Source organism: Streptomyces sp. NPDC059852 (assembly GCF_042731455.1).
Lineage (GTDB): Bacteria > Actinomycetota > Actinomycetes > Streptomycetales > Streptomycetaceae > Streptomyces.
Genome location: NZ_JBHWJK010000005.1, coordinates 260034 through 282035, shown reverse-complemented (window position 1 = coordinate 282035; position 22002 = coordinate 260034). Strand labels below are relative to the sequence as shown.

22 protein-coding genes are annotated in these 22002 nt (G+C 74.8%); 14 read left to right on the top strand and 8 right to left on the bottom strand.

The window, feature by feature from the left end; translation table 11 throughout:
- Positions 1-3: 3 nt before the first annotated feature.
- Positions 4-801, top strand: a complete 798-nt coding sequence (locus tag ACFV46_RS09305) for an acyltransferase (RefSeq protein ID WP_361933290.1) — start codon at positions 4-6, stop codon at positions 799-801.
- Between the two features lie 359 nt (positions 802-1160).
- On the opposite strand, the gene ACFV46_RS09300 is transcribed toward ACFV46_RS09305, so the two are convergent.
- Positions 1161-2018, bottom strand: a complete 858-nt coding sequence (locus ACFV46_RS09300) for a DMT family transporter (protein ID WP_385497630.1) — start codon at positions 2016-2018, stop codon at positions 1161-1163.
- Positions 2019-2121: 103 nt separating this feature from the next.
- Here ACFV46_RS09300 and ACFV46_RS09295 point away from each other — a divergent pair, with 103 nt between their 5' ends.
- Positions 2122-2694, top strand: coding sequence for an XRE family transcriptional regulator (locus tag ACFV46_RS09295; protein WP_361933284.1), 573 nt, complete (start codon positions 2122-2124; stop codon positions 2692-2694).
- 43 nt (positions 2695-2737) lie between these two features.
- Positions 2738-3301 carry a YbaK/EbsC family protein gene (locus ACFV46_RS09290; RefSeq protein WP_361933282.1) on the top strand — a complete coding sequence of 188 codons (564 nt, stop codon included), beginning with the start codon at positions 2738-2740 and terminating at the stop codon, positions 3299-3301.
- 12 nt (positions 3302-3313) lie between these two features.
- Here ACFV46_RS09290 and ACFV46_RS09285 read toward each other — a convergent pair whose 3' ends face one another.
- Positions 3314-4372, bottom strand: coding sequence for a cation diffusion facilitator family transporter (locus tag ACFV46_RS09285; RefSeq protein ID WP_361933279.1), 1059 nt, complete (start codon positions 4370-4372; stop codon positions 3314-3316).
- A 62-nt stretch (positions 4373-4434) separates the two neighbouring features.
- Between ACFV46_RS09285 and ACFV46_RS09280 the strand changes: the two genes are divergently transcribed.
- On the top strand, positions 4435-4794 hold the full coding sequence (locus ACFV46_RS09280; RefSeq protein ID WP_376728418.1) for an ArsR/SmtB family transcription factor: 360 nt from the start codon (positions 4435-4437) through the stop codon (positions 4792-4794).
- 19 nt (positions 4795-4813) lie between these two features.
- Here the strand turns inward: ACFV46_RS09280 and ACFV46_RS09275 are convergent, their stop codons facing one another.
- Together ACFV46_RS09275 and ACFV46_RS09270 are read right to left on the bottom strand one after the other, a co-directional pair.
- Positions 4814-6037, bottom strand: coding sequence for a 4-hydroxybenzoate 3-monooxygenase (locus ACFV46_RS09275; RefSeq protein ID WP_385497628.1), 1224 nt, complete (start codon positions 6035-6037; stop codon positions 4814-4816).
- A gap of 60 nt (positions 6038-6097) precedes the next feature.
- Positions 6098-6505 carry a CoA-binding protein gene (locus tag ACFV46_RS09270; protein WP_151782918.1) on the bottom strand — a complete coding sequence of 136 codons (408 nt, stop codon included), beginning with the start codon at positions 6503-6505 and terminating at the stop codon, positions 6098-6100.
- A gap of 304 nt (positions 6506-6809) precedes the next feature.
- Between ACFV46_RS09270 and ACFV46_RS09265 the strand changes: the two genes are divergently transcribed.
- The 6 genes from ACFV46_RS09265 to ACFV46_RS09240 all read left to right on the top strand — a co-directional run bounded on the left by ACFV46_RS09265 (position 6810) and on the right by ACFV46_RS09240 (position 14325).
- Positions 6810-7529, top strand: coding sequence for a hypothetical protein (locus ACFV46_RS09265; protein WP_385497668.1), 720 nt, complete (start codon positions 6810-6812; stop codon positions 7527-7529).
- Positions 7526-8068 carry a SixA phosphatase family protein gene (locus ACFV46_RS09260; RefSeq protein WP_385497627.1) on the top strand — a complete coding sequence of 181 codons (543 nt, stop codon included), beginning with the start codon at positions 7526-7528 and terminating at the stop codon, positions 8066-8068. The genes ACFV46_RS09265 and ACFV46_RS09260 overlap by 4 nt, the downstream gene beginning before the upstream one ends.
- Before the next feature lie 57 nt (positions 8069-8125).
- The gene (locus ACFV46_RS09255; RefSeq protein ID WP_385497626.1) at positions 8126-8752 is read left to right on the top strand and encodes a YigZ family protein; all 627 of its coding nucleotides are present in this window, start codon (positions 8126-8128) and stop codon (positions 8750-8752) included.
- Positions 8753-8848: 96 nt separating this feature from the next.
- Positions 8849-10012 (top strand): aromatic acid exporter family protein, encoded by a 1164-nt coding sequence (locus ACFV46_RS09250; RefSeq protein WP_385497623.1) that lies wholly within the window; start codon positions 8849-8851, stop codon positions 10010-10012.
- Between the two features lie 132 nt (positions 10013-10144).
- Positions 10145-11308, top strand: coding sequence for an exonuclease SbcCD subunit D (locus ACFV46_RS09245; protein WP_385497622.1), 1164 nt, complete (start codon positions 10145-10147; stop codon positions 11306-11308).
- A complete protein-coding gene (locus ACFV46_RS09240) occupies positions 11305-14325 on the top strand; it encodes an AAA family ATPase (RefSeq protein ID WP_385497621.1) in 3021 nt (1006 codons plus the stop codon). Before ACFV46_RS09245 ends, ACFV46_RS09240 begins: the two co-directional genes overlap by 4 nt.
- Here the strand turns inward: ACFV46_RS09240 and ACFV46_RS09235 are convergent.
- Entirely contained in the window at positions 14319-14765 is a 447-nt protein-coding gene (locus ACFV46_RS09235; protein ID WP_151782912.1) for an Lrp/AsnC family transcriptional regulator, read from the bottom strand. The genes ACFV46_RS09240 and ACFV46_RS09235 overlap by 7 nt on opposite strands.
- A 133-nt stretch (positions 14766-14898) precedes the next feature.
- Between ACFV46_RS09235 and ACFV46_RS09230 the strand changes: the two genes are divergently transcribed.
- From ACFV46_RS09230 to ACFV46_RS09220, 3 genes are read left to right on the top strand one after another with little or no spacing between them, the layout of a single operon-like run.
- Positions 14899-15399, top strand: coding sequence for a rhodanese-like domain-containing protein (locus tag ACFV46_RS09230; RefSeq protein WP_385497620.1), 501 nt, complete (start codon positions 14899-14901; stop codon positions 15397-15399).
- A gap of 56 nt (positions 15400-15455) precedes the next feature.
- Entirely contained in the window at positions 15456-15986 is a 531-nt protein-coding gene (locus tag ACFV46_RS09225; RefSeq protein WP_385497619.1) for an immunity 21 family protein, read from the top strand.
- Between the two features lie 41 nt (positions 15987-16027).
- A complete protein-coding gene (locus ACFV46_RS09220) occupies positions 16028-16861 on the top strand; it encodes an SDR family oxidoreductase (protein WP_385497618.1) in 834 nt (277 codons plus the stop codon).
- A 9-nt stretch (positions 16862-16870) separates the two neighbouring features.
- On the opposite strand, the gene ACFV46_RS09215 is transcribed toward ACFV46_RS09220, so the two are convergent.
- A complete protein-coding gene (locus ACFV46_RS09215; RefSeq protein WP_385497617.1) occupies positions 16871-18559 on the bottom strand; it encodes a DUF885 domain-containing protein in 1689 nt (562 codons plus the stop codon).
- 78 nt (positions 18560-18637) lie between these two features.
- Positions 18638-19129, bottom strand: coding sequence for an Lrp/AsnC family transcriptional regulator (locus ACFV46_RS09210; protein ID WP_151782907.1), 492 nt, complete (start codon positions 19127-19129; stop codon positions 18638-18640).
- 93 nt (positions 19130-19222) lie between these two features.
- Between ACFV46_RS09210 and ACFV46_RS09205 the strand changes: the two genes are divergently transcribed.
- Positions 19223-20440, top strand: a complete 1218-nt coding sequence (locus ACFV46_RS09205; protein ID WP_361933432.1) for an aminotransferase class I/II-fold pyridoxal phosphate-dependent enzyme — start codon at positions 19223-19225, stop codon at positions 20438-20440.
- A 74-nt stretch (positions 20441-20514) separates the two neighbouring features.
- Here the strand turns inward: ACFV46_RS09205 and ACFV46_RS09200 are convergent, their stop codons facing one another.
- Positions 20515-21975: a GNAT family N-acetyltransferase gene (locus ACFV46_RS09200; protein ID WP_385497614.1), complete on the bottom strand. Its 1461-nt coding sequence runs from the start codon at positions 21973-21975 to the stop codon at positions 20515-20517.
- Positions 21976-22002: the final 27 nt, after the last annotated feature.

Here is a 22002-nt window from a genome sequence, read left to right as displayed (position 1 = left end):
GCCGTGCCCAAGCGCAAGAACACGTTCTCATCCTGGCGACGCCGACTGGCGCAGCGCGCCGTCCACGCGGGCTGGGCCTGGGCGCAGCGCACGGGCTCGGTGACCGCGGAGCACCCGGGCCGCTTCCGGTTCGGCTCCCTCGGCGAGGCCACGCGGCTGGCCTTCCCGCTCGGCACGGTCTTCGGCGAACCGTGGATCCACCTCGGCTCGCACTGCATCGTCGGCGAGCAGGTCACCCTGACGGCCGGTCTGATGCCCGACCTCGACCTCGGCCCGGACCCGATCCTGCGCATCGGCGACGGCGTCGTCCTCGGCCGGGGCAGCCATGTCATCGCCGACACGACGGTGACCATCGGCAGCGACTGCTACTTCGGCCCGTACGTCTACGTCACCTCCACCAACCACTCCTACGACGACCCGCACGAGCCCATCGGCCGGCAGTGGCCGCGGATGGAGCCCGTCGAGATCGGCCCCGGTTGCTGGATCGGCACCGGCGCGGTGATCCTGCCGGGCGCCACGATCGGGCGGAACGTGGTGGTCGCCGCCGGCGCGGTCGTCCGCGGCGCGGTGCCGGACCACTCCGTGGTGGCGGGCGCGCCCGCCCGTGTCGTACGGCGGTGGACGCCCGAGGACGGCTGGCAGCCGCCGCTGCGGACCCCGGCGCCCGTGCCGATACCGGACGGCGTCACCCCCGGACAGCTCCAGGCGCTGGCGGACCTCGACGAGGAGACCGTGGCGCGGCTGGCGGAGCTGGACGAGCGGGCGACCGCCGAACTGGCGGAGCCGGCCACCGAGTCCTGACCGGTGCCACAGCCTGCGGCCGGCAGTGCCGTGCCCACGAGGGCGCGCATGGCACGGCCGGTTGGGGTCAGTCCGCGGCGGCAGCGCGTGTCCACCAGGGGTGAGCCTGGCACGGTTCGTTCGGGGGCAGGCTGTGGCCGGCGGACCGTGCTCGCGAGGGCGCGTCTGGCAGGGCCGGTTCGGGGCAGTCCGCGGCGGCAGCATGTGCCCACCAGGGGCGGGCCCGGCACGGCCCGTTCGGGTCATCCTGCGGCCGGCAGCACGTGCCCCACGAGGGCGTGCCTGGCAGGGCCGGTTCGGGGCAGTCCGCGGCGGCGGCGCGTGCCCACCAGGGGCGAGCCCGGCACGGCCCGTTCGGGTCAGCCTGCGGCCAGCAGCACCGTGCCCACCAGGGCGAGCCCCGCGCCCGCCGCCTGGACGCCGGCCAGCCGTTCCCGCAGCACGCCCCGCGCCGCCAGGGCGGTCACCACCGGATAGAGCGAGGCGAGCACGGCGGCCACGGTCACCGGGCCATGGTGGGCGGCGACCACATAGGTGCCGTTCGCGGCGACGTCGGCGAGACCGACGAACGCGAGCGCGGGCAGCGAGCGCCAGGGGAAGCCGTCGGCCGGGAGGGCGGGCGCCCCGCGCCGCACCGAGACGTACAGTGCGAGGCCGCCCGCGCCGACGTTGACGACGCGCTGCACGAAGAGCGCGAGGAACAGACCGGTGACGGTGGTCGACGCCTCCGCGACCAGCACGAAGACCGTCCCGAAGCCGAGGGCCGCGACCAGCGTGAGCAGGATCGCCCGCCGCTGCACGGGAGCGCCCCGCAGTTGCGGCCCGCCCGCCAGGACCACGCCGAGCACCGCCACCGCGATCCCCGCCGTCTGCACCAGCCCGGGCCGCTCGCCCAGGAAGAGGCCCGCCCCGACCGGGACGGCCACGCCCACCGTGCCCAGCGGGGAGACCACGCCCATGGGTCCGAGCGCGAGCGCCTTGTAGAAGCAGAGCAGGGCGACCGGGCCCACCAGGCCGGCCGCGACCGCCCACCACAACCGCGGTCCCGCCTCGCTCCAGGCGCCCGTGGCCAGGACGATCACGCCGAGGACGGCCGCCGCGATCGCCTGCGAGACGACGACCACCGTCAGCGCGGGGATGCGCCGGGTCAGCACGCCGCCGCCGAAGTCCGCCAGACCCCAGAGCAGGCTGGTGGCCAGGGCGAAGAGTGCTGTCACAAGAGCCTCGCAGTACAGTTCGGTGCACGATCGGGTGCACCCCACGGTAGTGCTGTCCAGTGAACCCTGTCATCCAGAATATTGGACTCCGCAAGGACGGAATGTGTCGGACCTCGACCTGCTGACCCAGTCCCTGGCACGCAACGTCAAGCATTGGCGGACGGTGCGCGGCTTCACGCTGGACGTGCTCGCGTCCCGCGCCGGCGTCAGCCGCGGCATGCTCATCCAGATCGAGCAGGCCCGCACCAACCCCAGCCTCGGCACGGTCGTCAAGATCGGAGACGCGCTCGGCGTCAGCATCACCACGCTCCTCGACTACGAGCGGGGCCCGAAGGTGCGGGTCGTCCCGGCCGACCAGGTCGTCCGGCTGTGGCACACCGACGCGGGCAGCCACAGCCGGCTCCTCGCCGGGGCGGAGGCCCCCGGCCCGCTGGAGATGTGGCACTGGCGGATGATGCCGGGCGAGAGCAGCAGCTCGGACGCGCACCCCGTCGGCACCGTCGAGATCGTGCACGTCACGGCAGGCGAGCTGAGCCTCACCGTCGACGGAGTGGACCACCGCGTCCCGGCCGGCGCGAGCGCCACCTTCGAGGCCGACGCCCCGCACGTGTACGGCAATCAGGGCGACGTCCCGGCCGAGTGGATGCTGGCCGTCTCCGTCCCGCCCGCACGCTGAGACGTCCGTCCGACGGCGGCCGGGAGCCTGTTAGCGTGCGGTCATGGACGCACCCATCGGACAGTTCGACACCGCCACGCCCGCTCCCGAGTGCCTCGACGACCTGATCGGCCCCGTCGCCGACGCCGTACGGAACTGGCACGGCAGCGTCCCTGCCGAGCAGATCGTCTACGTCGACACCGATCCGCAGTGGGCCGACACCGCCGTCTTCGTCGAGCACTACGGGCAGGACCTCCTCGAGACGTCCGCGAACTGCGTGGTCGTCGCCGGGAAGCGCGGCGGCGGGACGACGCTGGCGGCCTGTCTCGTCCTGTCGACCACCCGCGCCGACGTGAACGGCGTCGTGCGCCGCACGCTCGGCGCCCGCAAGGCGTCCTTCGCCTCCATGGACACCGCCACCGGCGAGACCGGCATGGAGTACGGCGGCATCACCCCGATCGGCCTGCCCGAGTCCTGGCCCCTGCTGGTCGACCCGGCCGTGGTCGACCTGCCGTACGTGCTGGTCGGCAGCGGCCGCCGGCGCGGCAAGCTGCTGGTCCCCGGCAAGGCGTTCGCCGAACTGCCCAACGCCGTCGTGCTGGACGGGCTCGGCGTCGCCGCGGGCTGAGGAGCCGGTGTCTCACGCGGTCATGTGGTGGGCGAGCACGTGGTGCGGGTCCTCCTCACCCGTCACCGGTGCCGGATCGGCGTGCACCAGGGCCGCCGTGAGCCGGGGGACGGCGTGCAGCAGCGCGTGCTCGGCGTCCACCGCGATCGCGTGCGCCTGACGCACCGTCGCCTCGCCGTCCACGACCACGGCCACCTCGGCGCGCAGCCGGTGCCCGATCCAGCGCAGCCGCAGCTCGCCGACCTCCCGGACGCCCGGGACGTCCCGCAGGGCCCGCTCGGCCCGGTCCACCAGGGCCGGGTCCACGGCGTCCATCATCCGCCGGAACACCTCGCGCGCCGCGTCCCGCAGTACCAGCACGATTGCGGCCGTGATCGCGAGCCCCACGACCGGGTCGGCCCACTGCCATCCCCAGGCGGCGCCGCCCGCGCCCGCCAGCACCGCCAGTGAGGTGAACCCGTCGGTGCGGGCGTGCAGCCCGTCGGCGACCAGCGCCGCCGAGCCGATGGCCCGCCCGACCCGGACGCGGTACCGGGCCACCCACTCGTTCCCGGCGAAGCCGATGAGCGCCGCCACCGCCACCACCGGGACGTGGTCCATGGGGCGCGGGTCCAGCAGGCGGGTCACGGCCGTCCAGCCCGCGAAGACCGCGGACGCGGCGATCGTGAGCACGATGACCAGGCCCGCCAGGTCCTCGGCCCGGCCGTACCCGTAGGTGAAGCGGCGGGTCGCCGCGCGCCGGCCCAGGACGAAGGCGATCCCGAGCGGGACGGCCGTCAGTGCGTCCGCGGTGTTGTGCACCGTGTCGCCGAGCAGCGCGACCGACCCGGAGACGGCCACCACGACCGCCTGGGCCAGCGCCGTCGCCCCGAGGACCAGCAGGGAGACCCACAGGGCCCGTATCCCGCGCGCCGACGACTCCAGGGCGGAGTCCAGCTTGTGGGCCGTCTCGTGGGAGTGCGGGCGCAGGAGGTGGGCGAGTCGGTGCCGGAGGGGCGCCCGGGTGTGCGGGCCCTCCTGCTTCGTTGGATGCCGGTGTCCGTCCTGCCCATGCGCGTGACCCTCGCTCACGGCGGTCCCCTTCCGGTGTGCGGAGGTGGACGGCCGGCCGCCCACGGGGCCATTATGTGCGTATGAGCGCACGCATGCACCTGTCACCTGCGCACGGTGCGCATCCGCGCAGTCCGGGCGAGGAGCAGTTCGCCCTGGCCGCCGAACTCCTGGCCCTGCTCGGGGACCGCACCCGGCTCGCCCTCCTGCACGCCCTCACCGCCGGTGAGGCGGACGTCACGACGCTCACCGAGGCGTGCGGGGCGGCCCGGCCGGCCGTCAGCCAGCACCTGGCCCGGCTGCGGCTCGCCGGTCTGGTGGACACACGCAAGGAGGGGCGGCGGGTGATCTACTCCCTGCGCGACGGCCATCTGCGCCGCCTCGTCGACGAGGCCCTGAACGTGGCCGACCACCGGCTCAGCGACCGGCCGCCGCACGACTGAGGCGGCACGCGAGAGTGCGTCAGGGCGTGACGGGCCGTCCGAGGTACTGGTCGGCGAACGCCCGTGCCGCCACCGGCGAGTCGAAGACACGGCGCAGCCGGGCCAGGGTGGTGCCCGCGCGATACGGGTCGCCCGAGGAGACGCCGTGGTACACCTCGGACAGCCAGTGCGAGAACTCCTGGTAGTCCCAGACCCGTTCGAGGCAGGCGGCGGAGTAGGAGTCCAGCCCGGAGGAGTCGCCCTTCGTGAGCCGGGCGACCAGCGCGTCGCCGAGCAGGAAGGCGTCGTGCAGCGCGAGGTTCATGCCCTTGGCGGCTATGGGCGCGGTCAGATGGGCCGCGTCGCCCGCCAGCAGCAGCCGCCCGAACACCATCGGCTCCACCACGTAGTTGTGCATCTCCAGGACGCGCTTCTCCACCAGCCGCCCCTCGGTCAGCGGCGGCGCGCCCTGCGCGCCGAGCCGCTCCTGGAGCTCCGCCCACACCCGGTCCTCGGGCCAGTTCTCCGGATCGTCGTCCGGTGGGCACTGGAGGTAGTAGCGGGTCACGTCGGCACTGCGCGGCATATGGCCGGCGAACCCGCGCGGATGCATGCCGAACACGACCGAGTCCGCCGACGGCGGCGCCTGCGCGAGCAGGGCCAGCCACCCGATGCCGTAGTCGCCACGGGACGTCCTCACGCTGCCCGCCGGCAGCGCGGCCCGCGTCACCCCGCGCGCCCCGTCGCACCCGGCGACGAAGTCGCACCGCACCACCTCGCGCCGCCCGGTCCGCGGGCAGACGTAGGACACCGAGGGCCGGTCGCCGTCGACGTCGTGCACCTCGACGTCCCGCACGCCGAAGCGGATCTCGCCGCCGCGTACGTCCGCGTACTCCCGGACCAGGTCCGTCACGAGGAACTGCTGGGGATAGACCCAGTGGTGAGTGCCCGTCAGCTCCGTGTACGCGAACCGGTGGCGGCGCCCGTCGAACCGGAACTCGCACTCCGTGTGCCGCTGGGCCCGCTCCAGCAGGGTCTCCGCGAGACCGCGCCGCTCCAGCCCACGGACGGCCCACTCCTCCAGGACCCCGGCTCGCGGCCGCTGTTCGATGAAGGCGCGTGTCTCTGTCTCGAGGACGAGGCAGTCGACGGAGGCGGCCCGCAGGATGTTGCCGACGGTCAGGCCGGCCGGGCCGGCGCCCACGATGACGACCGGGAACCGTTGCGGGGCAGGGGAGTTGATGTGGGGGGAGGTCGAAGTCACCCGAGCATTATGGAGGGGCCCCGCCGGGGCGGGGGAGGGGGTGCGCGGCCGGCCGCCGGGTCAGCCGAGGCGGGGGATCTCGATCGCCGGGCACCGGTCCATGACCATGTCCAGGCCCGCCGCGCGCGTACGGTCGTACGCGTCCTCGTCGATGACGCCGAGCTGGAACCAGACCGCCTTGGCCCCCTTGGCGACCGCCTCGTCGGCGACCGCACCGGCCAGATCGCTGTTCACGAAGACGTCGACCACGTCCACGTCGAAGGGGATGTCCGCCAGCGACGCGTAGCCCTGCTCCCCGTGGACCGTCTCGGCCTTCGGGTGGACCGGCACGATCCGCTTGCCGTGGCGCCGCAGCACGTCGGCCACGCCGTACGCCGCCCGCCCCCGGTTGGACGACAGGCCCACGATGGCCCAGGTGTCGCCGAGTTCGCCGAGGATCCTGCGGACCGTCGCGTCGTCTCCGTACACCGCGGCCTCCTTCTGTGTCGTCGTCCCACTGCCTTCCCCCGTCACAACGGACGACGGGCCGTGACGATTCCCGCCGCGGGCGCGCACCGAACGCCTGTCCGGGTGGTCCGGTGCGCAGTACCGTGCGGGCAGTCCGCACGGCAGGGGGTGGCGATGCCCGGGTACGACAGGTGTCACGCGCGCGTGGACGGGCCGTGGCCCCATGGCTGACCCGCCCGCCCCCGACGACCCCGGCGCGCGGCACGCCGAGGGGCAGGCGCGCCGGACGGCTGCGGACGGCCGCTCGGGCGCCTACGCTCGCTCCGTGCTGCGCATCATCGACGCCCGAACCGGCCAGACCGTCGACGCCGCGCCCGCCCGGCGGGGCCTGACCCGAGTAGAGGCGCATACCGAGGGCTTCGACGTCACCGCCCTGCGGGTCCTGCTCGTCGCGGACCTCCTCGTACGCGCCCTGGAGATCGGGGGCACACCCGTGTGGGCGCTGCTCGACGAGGAGCGCCGGCAGGCCGAGCTGAGGGCCGGAGCCGCGGCGCTCGGCATCCGGCCGTTCGAAGAAGGCCGGGACGCCGTGTCGGGGCTGGGCGAGACACAGGTCCTGCACGTCGTGCGCGAGGGCGGCGCGGAACCCGACGGCGTACGGGTGGCCGTCGCCGCCGTGGAGGCGTCCGCACCGCCCGAGGACGCCGACCCCGCCGTCCTGCGCCTCGCGCTGCTGGGCACGCGCCGGGGCGTCCCCGTGGCGCTCGACACGGACACGCTCGACGCGGCCCACGCCACCCTGGCGCGCTGGCGCGGCGCCGTCGCCGACTGGGCCACCAGTCCGTCGCGGCCCGTCCCCGACGAGGTGCGCGCGGCGCTGCGCACGGCCTGGGAGGACGACCTGGACGTGCCCGGGGTGCTCGGCGTCCTGCGCCGCGTCGAGAGCGCGCCCGACCTCCCGGACGGCGCCCGCTTCGAGACGTTCGCCCACGCCGACCGCCTGCTCGGCCTCGACCTCACCCGTGACCTCGGAAGCCCGCGATGACCCCGCACATCGGGGCGGGCCCGCTGCGCCGGCTCGTCGTCCTGCGGCACGCGAAGTCCGCCTGGCCCGACGAGCGACCCGACCACGAACGGCCGCTCGCCGCGCGCGGCCGCCGCGACGCCCCGGTCGCCGGGCGGCTGCTCGCCGAGACCGACTGCCTGCCGGACCTCGCCCTGTGCTCCACCGCCCTGCGCGCCCGGCAGACCTGGGACCTGGCGTGCGCCCAGTGGGGGACGCCCCCGCCGGTACGCCACGACCGGCGCCTGTACGCGGCGGGCGTCACCGACCTGCTGGACGTCGTCCACGAGGTGTCCCCGGAGGTCGGGACGCTGCTGCTGGTCGGGCACAACCCCGGTCTGGAGGAACTCGTCCTCGACCTCGCCGGGGACGGGCTCGACGACCTGCTGGACGAGGTCGGCACGAAGTTCCCGACCGCGGCGGCGGCCGTCCTGGCCTGGCACGGCCCCGGCTGGCGCGACCTGGCACCGGGCACGGCCCTGCTGACGGACGTCATGGTGGCGCGGGGACGGAAGGGCTGACCGGGCGGGCACGCACGCGCGTGCCGGGCCGCGCGAGGGGCGGCTTAGGCTGGCCGGATGCAGGACGAGTACCGAACCGTCGCCCGCGCGGGTGTGCACGAGACCGAGATCAACCGCTCGCGCTTCCTCTGCGCGCTCGCGCCGGCCGCCACCGAGCAGGAGGCCCAGGACTTCGTCGCACGCGTCCGCAAGGAGCACGCGGACGCCACCCACAACTGCTGGGCCTACGTCATCGGCGCCGACGCCTCCGTCCAGAAGGCCAGCGACGACGGCGAGCCCGGCGGCACCGCCGGGGTCCCCATGCTCCAGATGCTGCTGCGCCGCGACATGCGGTACGTCGTCGCCGTCGTCACCCGCTACTACGGCGGCGTGAAGCTCGGGGCGGGCGGGCTGATCCGGGCCTACGGCGGAGCGGTCGGCGAGGCGCTGGACGCCGTGGGCACGCGCACCCGGCGCCGGTTCCGGCTCGCCACCGTCACCGTCGACCACCACCGCGCGGGCAAGGTGCAGAACGACCTCAGGTCCACCGGCCGCGAGGTGCGCGACGTGCGGTACGCGGAGGACGTCACCCTCGAGATCGCCCTCCCCGACGCCGACGTGGACGCGTTCCGGGCCTGGCTCGCCGACGCGACAGCCGGTACGGCCCTCCTCGAGCTCGGCGGGGAGGCGTACGGGGACGCCTGACCCGGCGCGCCTCCACGCGCGCGTGACACCGGCCACAGGGCGCGCCGATCCGTCCGTGATCCGCATTCATCCCGGCATATGTGGCACCTGCAGGGCATGGGGATGAGTGACACGGCCGTGCGCGCCCGGCGCGGCGCCCGCGGCCTGGGAGAGTCGGTCCGGCGGGCGTGGTCCGAGCCGGGACCCGAGCGGGACGTGGCGATCCAGGCCGGCAAGGCGGCCCTGGCGGCCTGCGTGGCGTGGGCGGTGGCCGGATGGTGGCTGAAGGCGCCGAACGCCTTCGTCGCGCCCTGGGTGGCCATCGTGCTCGTGGAGTCGACGGTGTTCCGGTCGATCGCGCACGGGCTGCAGCAGCTCGCGGCCATCGCCATGGGGACCGTCGTCGCCACCGGCGTCGCCCTGCTGCTGGACTCCCCGACCCTGGCCATGGCCCTGGTGCTCCCGGTCGTGGTGCTGCTGGGCAACTGGGGGCGGCTCGGCAGCCAGGGGATCTACGCCGCCACGGGCGCGCTGTTCGTGCTGACCAGCGGCCCGGTGACCCTCATGGCGTCGGGCACCCGGATCGCCGAGGCCTGTTTCGGCGCGGTCGTCGGCATCGCCGTCAACGCGCTCATCCGTCCCCCCGTGTACCTGCGCGGCACGCGCGTGGCCCTGGAGGAGGCGGCCGAGGAGGCCCGGCGCATCCTGGAGGCGGTGGCGGACCGGCTGGCCGCCGGCGAGTGGGACGCCGAGCCGGCGCAGCAGCTGCACGAGCGGGCGCTGCGCCTGTACCGGCTCGTGGACCAGGCCCGCTCGGCCGTCGGCTGGAGCCGCGAGAGCCTGCGGGTCAACCCGCGCCGCCGCAAACTGGCGGAGGAGCCGCCCGGCCAGGAGTACGACGACGCGGTGACCGTCCTCGACTACGTCGCCGTCCACACCTCCGGCGTCACCCGCGCGGTGCTGGAGTCCAGCGACGGCGGACGCCCGCAGCCCCGGCCGGGCCCGGCGGTCAGCGAGGTGTACGCCGACTTCCTGCGCGGCAGCGCCCGCGCGATCTGCCTCTATCCGCAGAGCCGGTTCGCCCCGGGCGGCTACGACGCGAAGGTGGACGAGGAACTGCGCGAGGTCGTCGACGAGATGCGGACCACCCTGGACGCCCTGCACCGCAGGCTGCCCGACGGCGTGCTGGAGGACCCCGACGCCCTGGCCGCCTACGGCACCCTGCTCACCCAGGCCCGCCGCCTCGCGGATCAACTGGTCACCGAGGAGCACGTTTCCTGACATGTCTGAAATGCCGTACAGGGCACGGCTGATGAGCGTCGGGCGCGCCCGGGGGTGCGGGAACGTGCGAGACCGGGCGATACGGGAGTAACCGCCTGCGTTGTCGGACCCGGCCGATAGGCTCGGGGGATCATGAGACTGCTGCACACCTCCGACTGGCACCTCGGCCGCGCGTTCCACCGGGTCAACATGCTCGGCGCCCAGGCCGAGTTCATCGGGCACCTCGTCACGACCGCGCGCGAGCGCGAGGTGGACGCGGTGGTCGTGTCGGGGGACGTGTACGACCGGGCGGTGCCGCCGCTCGCCGCCGTCGAGCTGTTCGACGACGCCCTGCACCGGCTCGCCGACCTCGGCGTGCCCACGGTGATGATCTCCGGAAACCACGACTCCGCGCGCCGCCTCGGCGTCGGCGCCGGACTCATGGGCCGCGCCGGGATCCACCTGCGCACCGATCCGGCGACCTGCGCCACCCCGGTCGTGCTGACGGACGGCTTCGGCGACGTCGCCTTCTACGGGCTGCCCTATCTGGAGCCCGCCCTCGTCAAGGACGGCTTCGGCGTCGAGAAGGCCGGTCACGAGGCCGTGCTCGCCGCCGCCATGCGCCAGGTCCGCGCCGACCTCGCCACGCGCCCGCCCGGCACCCGGTCCGTCGTCCTCGCTCACGCCTTCGTCACCGGCGGCGAGCCCAGCGACAGCGAGCGGGACATCACCGTCGGCGGCGTGGCCGCGGTGCCCGCCGGCGTCTTCGACGGCATCGACTACGTGGCGCTCGGGCATCTGCACGGCTGCCAGACGCTCTCCGAACGCGTCCGCTACTCGGGCTCCCCGCTGCCGTACTCGTTCTCCGAGGCCGGCCACCGCAAGAGCATGTGGCTCGTCGACCTCGACGCCGGCGGCGCCGTCACGGCCGAGCGGATCGACTGCCCGGTGCCGCGCCCGCTGGCCCGGATCCGGGGGACGCTCGAGGACCTGCTCGCCGACCCCGCCCTGCGCGGACACGAGGAGTCCTGGGTCGAGGCGACCCTCACCGACGCGGTACGCCCCGCCGACCCCATGGCCCGCCTCACCGAACGCTTCCCCCACACCCTCAGCCTCGTCTTCGACCCCGAGCGGACCCCCGGCGAGCCCGCGGTGTCCTACGCGCGACGGCTGGCCGGACGCGGCGACCAGGAGATCGCGGAGGACTTCGTGACCCATGTGCGCGGCACCGGGCCCGACCCCCACGAACAGGCAGTGCTGCGGGACGCGTTCGACGCCGTGCGCGCCGACCAGACCGTGCGCGAGGTGGCCCGGTGAGGCTCCACCGCCTGGACCTGACGGCCTTCGGGCCCTTCGGCGGCACCCAGACCGTCGACTTCGACGCCCTGTCCCACGCCGGCCTCTTCCTGCTGCACGGACCCACCGGCGCCGGCAAGACCTCCGTCCTCGACGCCGTCTGCTACGCGCTCTACGGCTCGGTGCCGGGCGCCCGGCAGAGCGGCCAGGGCCTCACCCTGCGCAGCGACCACGCGGCGGCCGGCACCCGCACCGAGGTCCGCCTCGAACTCACCGTCGCCGGACGCCGTCTGGAGATCACCCGCCAGCCCCCGTGGGAGCGCCCGAAGAAGCGCGGCTCGGGCACCACGCTCGACAAGGCCCAGACCTGGCTGCGCGAGCACGACCCCCGCGCGGGGACCTGGAAGGACCTCAGCCGCTCCCACCAGGAGATCGGCGAGGAGATCACGCAGCTGCTCGGGATGAGCCGCGAGCAGTTCTGCCAGGTGGTGCTCCTGCCGCAGGGCGACTTCGCCCGCTTCCTGCGCGCCGACGCCGAGGCGCGCGGCAAGCTCCTGGGCCGCCTCTTCGACACCCACCGCTTCGCCGAGGTCGAGAAGCGCCTCGCCGAACGGCGCCGCAGCACCGAGGCCCGCGTCCGCGACGGCGACGCCGCACTGCTGGCCGACGCCCACCGCATGCAGCAGGCGGCCGGCGACGCCATGGAGCTGCCCGACCTCACCCCCGGTGAGCCCGGCCTCGCCGAGGCGGTCCTCGGCGCCGCCGCCGTCGCCCGCAGCACCGCCCGCGAGGAACTCACCGTCGCCCAGTGCCGTCTGAAAGCCGCCGAGGACGCCCAGGCCGACGCCGACCGCGCGCTGGCCGGCGTACGCGAAGTGGCGCGGCTGCAGCATAGGTTCGCCGAGGCGCAGGAGCGCGCTCAGGCCCTCGCGTCACGGGCGGACGCGCACCGCGAGGCGCGGGCCCGCATGGAGCGGGGCCGCAAGGCCGAGGCGGTGGCCCCGGCGCTCCAACTGCGCGACGCCGCCGACGCCGAGCACCGCAAGGCGGTCGCGGCGCAGGCACGCGCGCGGGATCTGCTGCGGGACGCCCTCGGCGCCGACACCCATCTGCGGACCGCGTTCGACGACGGCGGCGCGGCCGGGTTCGCCGGCGCGGCACGCCGGGCCGCCGAGGAACTGGGCGGCCTGGAGTCGGCGCGCCGCGGCGAGCGCCGCCTGGCCGAACTCGTCGCCGAACGCGTCGAACTGGACCGCCAGGAGCGGGCCGACGACGACGTCCGCACCGAGGCGGAGACCTGGCTCGCGGGCTGGGAGGAGACCCGGACCCGCCTGCAGTCGGCGATCGAGTCCGCCCAGGAGGCCGCGCACCGCGCCGACCAGCTCGCCGCGCAGCGTGAGCCGGCCCGTCGTCGGCTCGCCGCCGCGCGCCTGCGCGACCAGCTGGCCGACGACACGGAGACCGCCGCCGCCGACGCCGCCCAGGCCCAGGAGCGGGCCCTGGCCGCCAGGACGCACTGGCTGGACGTCAGGGAGCGCCGCCTCAACGGCATCGCCGCCGAACTGGCGGCCCAGCTGCGGGACGGCGAGGCGTGCGCCGTGTGCGGTGCCACCGAACACCCCGCGCCCGCCCGCAAGGACGCCGGACACGTCGACCGCGAGGCCGAGGAACGCGCGCTGACCGCCACCAGAGAGGCCGAGGAGCTTCTCGCCGAGGCCGAGCAGCGCCTCGCGACCGTCCGCGAGGCGCTGGCCGCCGCCACCGCCGAGGCCGGCGACCTGCCGACCGACCGCCTGGCCGAAGCCGCCGACGAGGTGGAACGGCAGTACGCCCTCGCCCGCCGGGACGCCTCGGCGCTGCACGCGGCGCACGAGGAACTGCGCCGCGCCGAGGCGGAACACGAGCGCCGCACCGCCGACCGGCAGCAGGCGGCCGTCCGGGCGGCGGCCCGGATCGGGCACCGCGAGCGGCTGGACCGCGAGCAGACCGGCCTGGAGGCGGAGCTGACCCAGGCCCGCGGCTCCGCGACCAGCGTGGCCGCGCGCGCCACCCAGCTGGAGCGGCAGGTGGCGCTCCTCACCGACGCCGCCGACACCGCGCGCGCCGCCGAGGACACCGCCCGGCGCCTCAAGGACGCCGACGCCCGCCTGGCCGACGCCGCCTTCCGGGCCGGCTTCGACACCCCCGAGGACGCTGCCGCCGCCCTGCTCGACGACGCGACCCACCGCGAGCTGCAACGGCGCCTGGACGCCTGGCAGTCGGAGGAGTCCGCCGTCCGCGCGGTCCTCGCGGAGGCCGACACCGTGGCCGCGGCCCGGCGCCCCGCCGCGGACCTGGCGGCGGCGGAGCGCGCCGCCGAGACCGCGGCCCGGCGCACCCGCGACGCGGCCTCCGCCCGGGACGCCGCCGCCCGCCGCTGCACCGAACTCGACCGGCTCTCCGCGCGCGCGGCGAGCGCGGTACGCCACCTCGCCCCGCTGCGCACGGAGTACGAACGGGTGGCCCGCCTCGCCGCCCTCACCGCCGGCACCTCGGCGGACAACGAACGCCGGATGCGGCTGGAGTCGTACGTGCTGGCCGCCCGGCTGGAGCAGGTCGCCGCGGCCGCGACCGTACGGCTCCAGCGGATGTCGTCCGGCCGCTACACCCTCGTCCACTCCGACGACCGCACCGGCCGCGGCCGCAGCGGACTCGGCCTGCACGTCGTCGACGCCTGGACCGGCCGGGAACGCGACACGGCGACCCTGTCGGGCGGCGAGACGTTCTTCGCCTCCCTCGCGCTCGCCCTCGGCCTCGCCGACGTCGTCACCGACGAGGCGGGCGGGGTGCGCCTCGACACCCTCTTCATCGACGAGGGCTTCGGCAGCCTCGACGACCAGACCCTCGACGAGGTCCTGGACGTCCTCGACTCCCTGCGCGAACGCGACCGCAGCGTCGGCATCGTCAGCCATGTCGCCGACCTGCGCCGCCGCATCCACGCCCAGCTGGAGGTCGTGAAGGACCGGACGGGGTCGGTGCTGCGGCAGCGCGGTCACTGACCGACCGGGCGCCGGGGCAGCGGGGAGGAGTACACCACGCTCGTCGTCACCGAGCCCAGGGCGCCGATCCGGCCCGAGACCTCCTCCAGGTGCCGCATGGAGCGGGCCATGACCTTGATGACGAAGCAGTCGTCGCCGGTGACGTGGTGCGCCTCCAGGATCTCCGGGGTCGCGGCGACCAGGTCGTGGAAGGGCTTGTAGTTGCCGTGCGGGTAGCGCAGGCGGACGAAGGCCAGGATCGGCAGCCCCAGCCGCTCGGGGTCGACGACGGCGGCGTACCCCTGGATGACGCCCGCCTCCTCCAGGCGGCGCACCCGCTCGGTGACCGCGCTCGCGGACATGGACACGGCACGGGCGAGGTCGGCGTAACTGGCGCGGCCGTCCCGTTGGAGGACGTCGAGGATGCGCCAGTCGGTGGCGTCCGGGGAATACGCGGTCATGGGCGAGAGATAGCAGGGGATTCCCCGGCGCATCAAGCGAGGCTCCGGGGAACGGCCCTTCAGGGAAGCGGTCGGCGTCCGTAGATTTCCGATCATCCGATCAAGGCCGCCGATCCATCCGAAGGGCACGACCATGACCGCCGCCGTCCCCGCCGTCCCCACCGCTCCCGCCGTGAACCCCGTCCTGCGCGTCGCCCCCGCCGCGCCCGCCGAGGCCGCCGCCCACTTCCGGGCGAGCCTCGCCTTCCACGCGGACGTGTCCGACGTCGCCGCCGCGCTCGCGGCCGGTACCGACCCCGGGTTCGTCGTCCTCGACTCCCGGTCCACGGCGTCCTGGGACCAGGGGCACGTCCCGGGCGCCGTGCACCTGCCCACCGCGCTCATCCCGGAGCAGGCCGGGGACCTCCTCGACCCGTCCGTGCCCGTGGTGACGTACTGCTGGGGACCCGGCTGCAACGGAGCGACCCGCGCCGCGCTCGCCCTCGCCGAACTCGGCTACCAGGTCAAGGAGATGCTCGGCGGATTCGAGTACTGGGTCCGCGAGGGCTTCGAGTTCGAGACCTGGCAGGGCCGGGAACGCCGGCCCGCCGACCCGCTCACCGCACCCTCGGGTGACGAGAACTGCGGTTGCTGATACGCCAGTTGGACACCCCGCCACCCGCCGCGACGCTGCGTGTAGGTTCTCCTGCCATGGTGACTTTCGCGGAACCGGGCACACTGGAGTGGATCGAGTCGGGCGGAGGCCCGCTGATAGCCGTGCCGGAGACGGTGCTTCCGTTCTGGGCCGGCGCCGACGGCGACGAGACCGCCTCGGACTACGACCGGGCCTGCGAGGTCGACGCCCCCGTCGGCCTCCTCCCGGTCGGGGACGGAGCGGCGCTGGTCCTCGGCGACGAACCCGCGGCCACGGCCTATCTCCCGGACCACGGCGTCTTCGTCCGGTGGTGCGCGGCCGACTCCGAGGCGGACCTGCTCGCCGGGGTCCCGTCCGCCCTGGCCACGGCGCACTGGGGGCGCGAGATCCACTGGAAGGTGCCCGGCCCGGTGGTGCTGTTCGACTCGGCCTGGCCGGGACGGGAGACGGCACGGACCGGGCATCTGCGGGTCGGCCTCACCCCGGGCCGGTACGCCGTCCGCGCCGCGCACGCCCGGCCCGGCCCCGAGACCTGGATGATCCTCGTCCAGCTGCGGCGGCTGCCGCAGGGGGACGCCCGCCGATAAGCGGGTGCGCGGCCGGGGGACGGCACGCATGATGATCTGTCATGCCACGACTTCCGCATCCCGACCCCGACGAACTGCGCCGTGACCCACTGCCGTTGCGCGGCCGCACCGCCCTGGTGACGGGCGCCAGCCGGCGCGGCGGCATCGGGCACGCCGTCGCCCGCCGGCTCGCCGCGTACGGAGCGAGCGTCTATCTGCACCACCACGTCCCGCACGACGCCGCGATGCCCTGGGGCGCCGACCGCCCCGAGGACGTCATGGCGTCCGTGCGCGACGCGCTCGGCGACCCCGGCGCACAGGTCGTCGCCGGTCCGGGCGATCTCTCCGACCCGGCCGCGCCCGCCGCACTCGTCGCCACGGCCGCCTCGGCGCTCGGCGGACGTCTCGACATCCTCGTCGCCAACCACGCCCTCAGCGGCAGCGACGGCTCGCTCGACGAGATCGACGCCGCGATGCTCGACGCGCACTGGGCGGTCGACACCCGCTCGGTGCTTCTCCTCGTCCAGGCCCACGCCCGGCTCAGGCCGGGCGGGCCCGGCGGACGCGTCGTCATGATGACCTCCGGGCAGGACATGGCGGGCGGCATGCCCGGCGAGATCGCCTACGCCCTGCAGAAGGGCGCCCTCGCCTCCATCACCCGCTCCCTGGCCGACCCGCTCGCCGCGCGCGGGATCACCGTGAACACCGTCAACCCCGGGCCCGTCGACACCGACTACCTCACCGGGGACGCGTACGACGCCGTCGCGGCCCGCTTCCCCGCCGGGCGGTGGGGCATGCCCGACGACCCGGCCCGCCTCATCGCGTGGCTCACCACGGACGAGGCGGGCTGGATCACCGGCGAGGTCATCAACTCAGAGGGCGGCTTCCGCCGTTGAGTCCCGGTCCTACAGCGCGGCCAGCTCCTCGACCAGGTCGTCCAGGCCCAGTGAACCCTGAGACAGCGCCGCCATGTGCCACGCCTTGAGGTCGAAGGCGTCGCCGTGCCGCTGCCGCGCCTTCTCCCGGCCCTGCAGCCAGGCCCGCTCGCCCAGCTTGTAGCCGATGGCCTGGCCCGGGATGGTCAGGTACCGGGTCAGCTCGCTCTCCACGAAGTCGGCCGGACGGCTGCTGTGCGCGCCGAAGAACTCCTGCGCCAGGTCCGGCGTCCAGCGCTCACCGGGGTGGAACGGCGAGTCCGCCGGGATCTCCAGCTCCAGATGCATGCCGATGTCCACGATGACCCGCGCGGCCCGCATCATCTGCGCGTCCAGGTAGCCGAGCCGGTGCTCCGGGTCCGTGAGGAAGCCCAGCTCGTCCATCAGCCGCTCCGCGTACAGCGCCCAGCCCTCGGCGTTGGCGCTCACCAAGCCGATGGTGGCCTGGTAGCGGGAGAGGTTCCCGGCGACGTACACCCACTGCGCGAGCTGGAGGTGATGGCCGGGCACGCCCTCGTGGTACCAGGTGGAGACCAGGTCGTAGACCGGGAACCGGGTCTGTCCCATCGTCGGCAGCCAGGTGCGGCCCGGCCGGGAGAAGTCCTCCGACGGAGCGGTGTAGTACGGGGCCGCCGCGCCGCCGGGCGGGGCGATGCACGACTCCACCCTCCGCACCGGCTCGGCCAGTTCGAAGTGGGTGCCGTCCAGCTTCTCGATGGCCTCGTCCATCAGGCCCTGCAGCCAGTCGCGGACCTCGTCGACGCCCTCGATGTGCTTGCCGTGCTCGTCGAGGTGCGCCAGCGCCACCCACGGGGTCGCCGCACCCGGCAGGACGCGCTCGGCCTCCTTCTTCATCTCGCCGAGCAGCCGGTGGTACTCGGACCACCCGTAGGCGTACGCCTCGTCCAGGTCCAGGTCGATGCCGTTGAAGTAGCGCGCCCAGCGGGCGTAGCGCTCACGGCCCACCGTGTTCGGCGCGCCCTCGATCGCGGGCGTGTACACGTCCCGCATCCAGTCCCGCAGCCCGGCCACGGCCGCCGTCGCCGCCCGGGCCGCCTCGTCCAGCTCCGCGCGCAGCGCCTCGGGTCCGGCGGCGGCGAAGTCCTCGAACCAGCCGCGCCCGCCCGCCGGGCCGGCCCATTCGGTGAGCTGCTCGACGAACGTGGCGGTCGGCCGCGGAGCCGCGTACAGCTTCCGCTCCAGGCCCAGTTCGAGGGACTCCCGGTAGCCCGCGTAGGCCGCGGGCACCGCGCGCAGCCGCTCGGCGATCGCCGCCCAGTCCTCGTCGGTCTCGCTGGGCGTCACCGTGAAGACCTCGCGCACCGAGTGGGCGGGCGTGGCCATGTTACCGACCGCGCGCAGACCCTCGTCGGCGTCGTGCACGGCGAGCTCCGCGGTGAGCCGCTCGCGCAGCAGACGCGCGCACCGGCGCTCGATGTCGCTGTCCGCGCCGGGCCTGCGCTCGGCCTCGTCGAGCCGGGCGAGCGTGGCGCGCTGGAGCCCGGCGAGTGCCTCCTGGCCGGCCGGGGACAGGTCGGGCAGCCTGCTGCTGCTCTCCTTCACGCCCAGGTAGGTACCGGTGAGCGGGTCGAGGGCGATGAGCTCGTCGACGTACGCGTCGGCGACCTCACGGGGCAGTGGAGTGTTGGTGTCGGACATGCCGCCATCCTCGTACGGCGGCCGCCCCCGCGTCAGCCCGGATCGCGTCGGCGGCGTCCGCCACCGGCCCGATTTCGCTCAGGGCGTGCCCCTCGGTGCGCCGGGCGGCAACAGCGGCCCGCAGTCCCACTGCTGGAAGATCAGCCGCGTCTCCACCCGCGCCACCTCGCGGTGCGCGGTGAACTCGTCGAGGACCAGGCGCTGCAGATCCGACATGTCCGCGACCGCGACATGGACCAGGTAGTCGTCCGGACCCGTCAGATGGAAGACGCTCCGGGACTCCGGCAACGCCCGGATCCGCTCCACGAACGGTCCCACCAGTTCCCGGCGGTGCGGCCGGACCTGCACGGACAGCAGGGCCTCCAGACCGCGGCCCAGCTTGGCCGGGTCCAGGCGGAGCTGATGGCCGAGGATCACACCCGAGCGGCGCAGTCGCGTCACCCTGTCCAGGCACGTCGACGGTGCCACCCCGACCTGCGCGGCGAGGTCCCGGTAGGTGGCCCGGGCGTCGTTCTGCAGAAGCCGCAGCAGATGCAGGTCCACCGGATCGAGTACGACTGATTCCGCCATTGGCCGAACGTAACACGGGATTCGGCCGCATGGATCCGGTCACTGTTCACCCTTCCGCTCATGGACCCTTCGAGCAGGGAGGCGTACGAGCGGATGTCCGGGTACGACGACGCACGCACCGCAGCAAGAGCACTCGCGACCGAGGCCGTGCACGCCGGCCGCGACGACCTCGCCCGGCAGGGCCTGCACGCCCCGCCGATCGATCTGTCCACCACCTACCCCTCCTACGACAGCCGCGCGGAAGCCGCCCGCATCGACGCGTTCGCGGCCACCGGCGCCGAACCGGACGGGCCGCCCGTCTACGGCCGCCTCGGCAATCCGACCGTCGCCCGCTTCGAGACCGCCCTCGCCCGCCTGGAGGGGACCGACGCGGCGGTCGCCTTCGCCAGCGGCATGGCCGCCCTGAGCGCGGTGCTCCTCGTCCGGGCCTCCATGGGGCTGCGCCACGTCGTCGCCGTACGCCCGCTGTACGGCTGCAGCGACCATCTGCTGACCGCCGGGCTGCTCGGCTCGGAGGTGACCTGGACCGACCCCGCGGGCATCGCGGACGCGCTGCGCCCGGACACCGGTCTGGTGATCGTGGAGACCCCGGCGAACCCGACGCTCGCCGAGATCGATCTGCGGGCCGTCGCCCATGCCTGTGGCTCGGTGCCGCTGCTCGTCGACAACACGTTCGCCACGCCCGTCCTGCAGCGTCCCGCCGAGCACGGCGCGCGGCTCGTGCTGCACAGCGCCACCAAATACCTCGGCGGACACGGGGACGTGATGGCGGGGGTCGTGGCCTGCGACGAGGAGTTCGCCGGGCGGCTGCGGCAGGTGCGCTTCGCCACCGGCGGCGTCCTGCATCCGCTCGCCGGCTATCTGCTGCTGCGGGGCCTCGCCACCCTCCCGGTGCGGGTCCGCGCCGCGTCCGAGAACGCCGCGGAACTGGCCCGCCGGCTCTCCGCCGATCCGCGGGTCTCCCAGGTCCACTACCCGCGCATCGGCGGTGCCATGGTCGCCTTCGAGGTGAACGGCGACCCGCACGAGGTCATCGCCGGCGTCCGCCTGATCACCCCGGCCGTGAGCCTCGGCAGCGTCGACACCCTCATCCAGCATCCGGCGTCCATCAGCCACCGCATCGTCGACGCGGACGACCGCCGGGGCGCCGGTGTGAGCGACCGGCTGCTGCGGATGTCCGTGGGCCTCGAGGACGTCGACGACCTGTGGGCCGACCTCGACCAGGCGCTGGGCGCGAGGGCGACCGGTGCCGCCGGCGGGTCCGCGGACGAAGGGGCCGCCGGCCGACCGGCCCCGGCCGGCGCCCACTGACCCCGGCACGGGCCCCGCTCTCGTCGTCCTGACGGGGGGAGAGCGGGGCCCGTGCCGGTTTCCTCAGCGGCGCGTCACCTTGCCGAGGTGTCGCCGGGTTCCCCGGTGCCCGACAGGTGCGGGGCGGCCGGCCGCGGAGCGTCCAGCCGGGCGGTGATCACCAGGGTGCCCTCCTCGATCTGGTAGTCGAGGGGGAGACCCAGGGACCGCATCGCCGCGACCATGCCGGTGTTGGACGCCTGGGTCACGGCGTAGACGCTCTCGCAGCCCGCCTCGACGGCCATCGCCACCAGCCGGGACAGCAGTTCGCCGCCGATCCCGCGCTGCTGCCACGCGTCCTCGACGAGCAGCGCGACCTCCGTCTCGTCACCGTCCCAGAGCAGATGGCCGAGACCCACGATGCGGCCGGAGGCCGTCTGTACGGCGAGGGTGCGGCCGTAACGGGGGCTCAGCAGATGGTTCAGATAGCGGTCCGCGTCCCCGACCGGCCCGTGGTAGCGCATGGAGAGCGTCCGCGCCGAGCAGCGCTCGTGCATCTCCTTGGCGGCCTGGAGGTCGCCGGTGTCGGCCCGGCGCACGGTGATCGCGTTGCCCTCGGGAAGCGTCAGGACGTCGAGGCTGGCCGGGACCCGCGGTCCGAGCCGGGCGTCCAGCTCCACCAGCGCCCGCGCCCGCGCGAACTCGGTCGGCGTGAACGGCGGAAACGGCCGCTCCACCGTGATCACCCCGCCCTCCGGCGCCCGCAGCCGCATGACGGTCTCCTCCAGGACGCCCTCCACCGGCACCGGCGACGGTCCCCGGCCTCCCGTGGCGGGCGTGCCCGGGCGCTGCCGGATGGTGCACCGCCCCAGCAACTGCCGCAGCGCCAAAGGCAGTTCCGCCGCGTCCAGCGCGGTCCGGGTGGCGAGGCCCAGGACGCGGGTCGGCGCGTCGACCAGGTCGTGCGTGTCGGCCCGCTCGATCCAGGTCCGGGTGCCCCCGGCCGCCGTGACCGCGCCGACCAGGCCGTCCCCGTCCACGTCCCCGGGGGCCCGGAGCAGGAACTCGTCCACCGTGCCCTCGGCGAGCGGATGCGTCTGGAGGCTGAGGATGTCCACGCCGAGCCGCGCGAGGGCCGTGCACAGCGCGGCCAGGGAGCCCGGCTCGTCCTTCACCGTCGTCCGCATCCGCCACAGAACGCTCTCCGCGCGCCGCCGCGTCACGGCCTCGGCCGCGTCGGTGTCCGGCTCGGACTGCCCGGCGCGCTCGGGTGAGCGCGGCCGGGCACCGGTATCGCTCGACGGCGGCGCGTGGCCGTGGCGGCGTGTCCACCGTGCGCGGACCCCCGTCGCCACCAGCAGCGTCGCCGCCGCGGTCAGCAGTGCCGTGGCGAGGGGGAGGGACGAGGTGCCGGATTCGCGTTCCAGCAGATGGGTCACGACACCGGTCACGGCGGCCGTCGTCAGCAGGGCGGCGAGGCGTACGGCGTCGCGTCGCCCCGCGTGGACCGGGCGGCCGTTCTTCGCTCGCGTCACATCACATATGTCTCGGCTCATGCAGCCACTGTGAAGGAACGGTGTTGC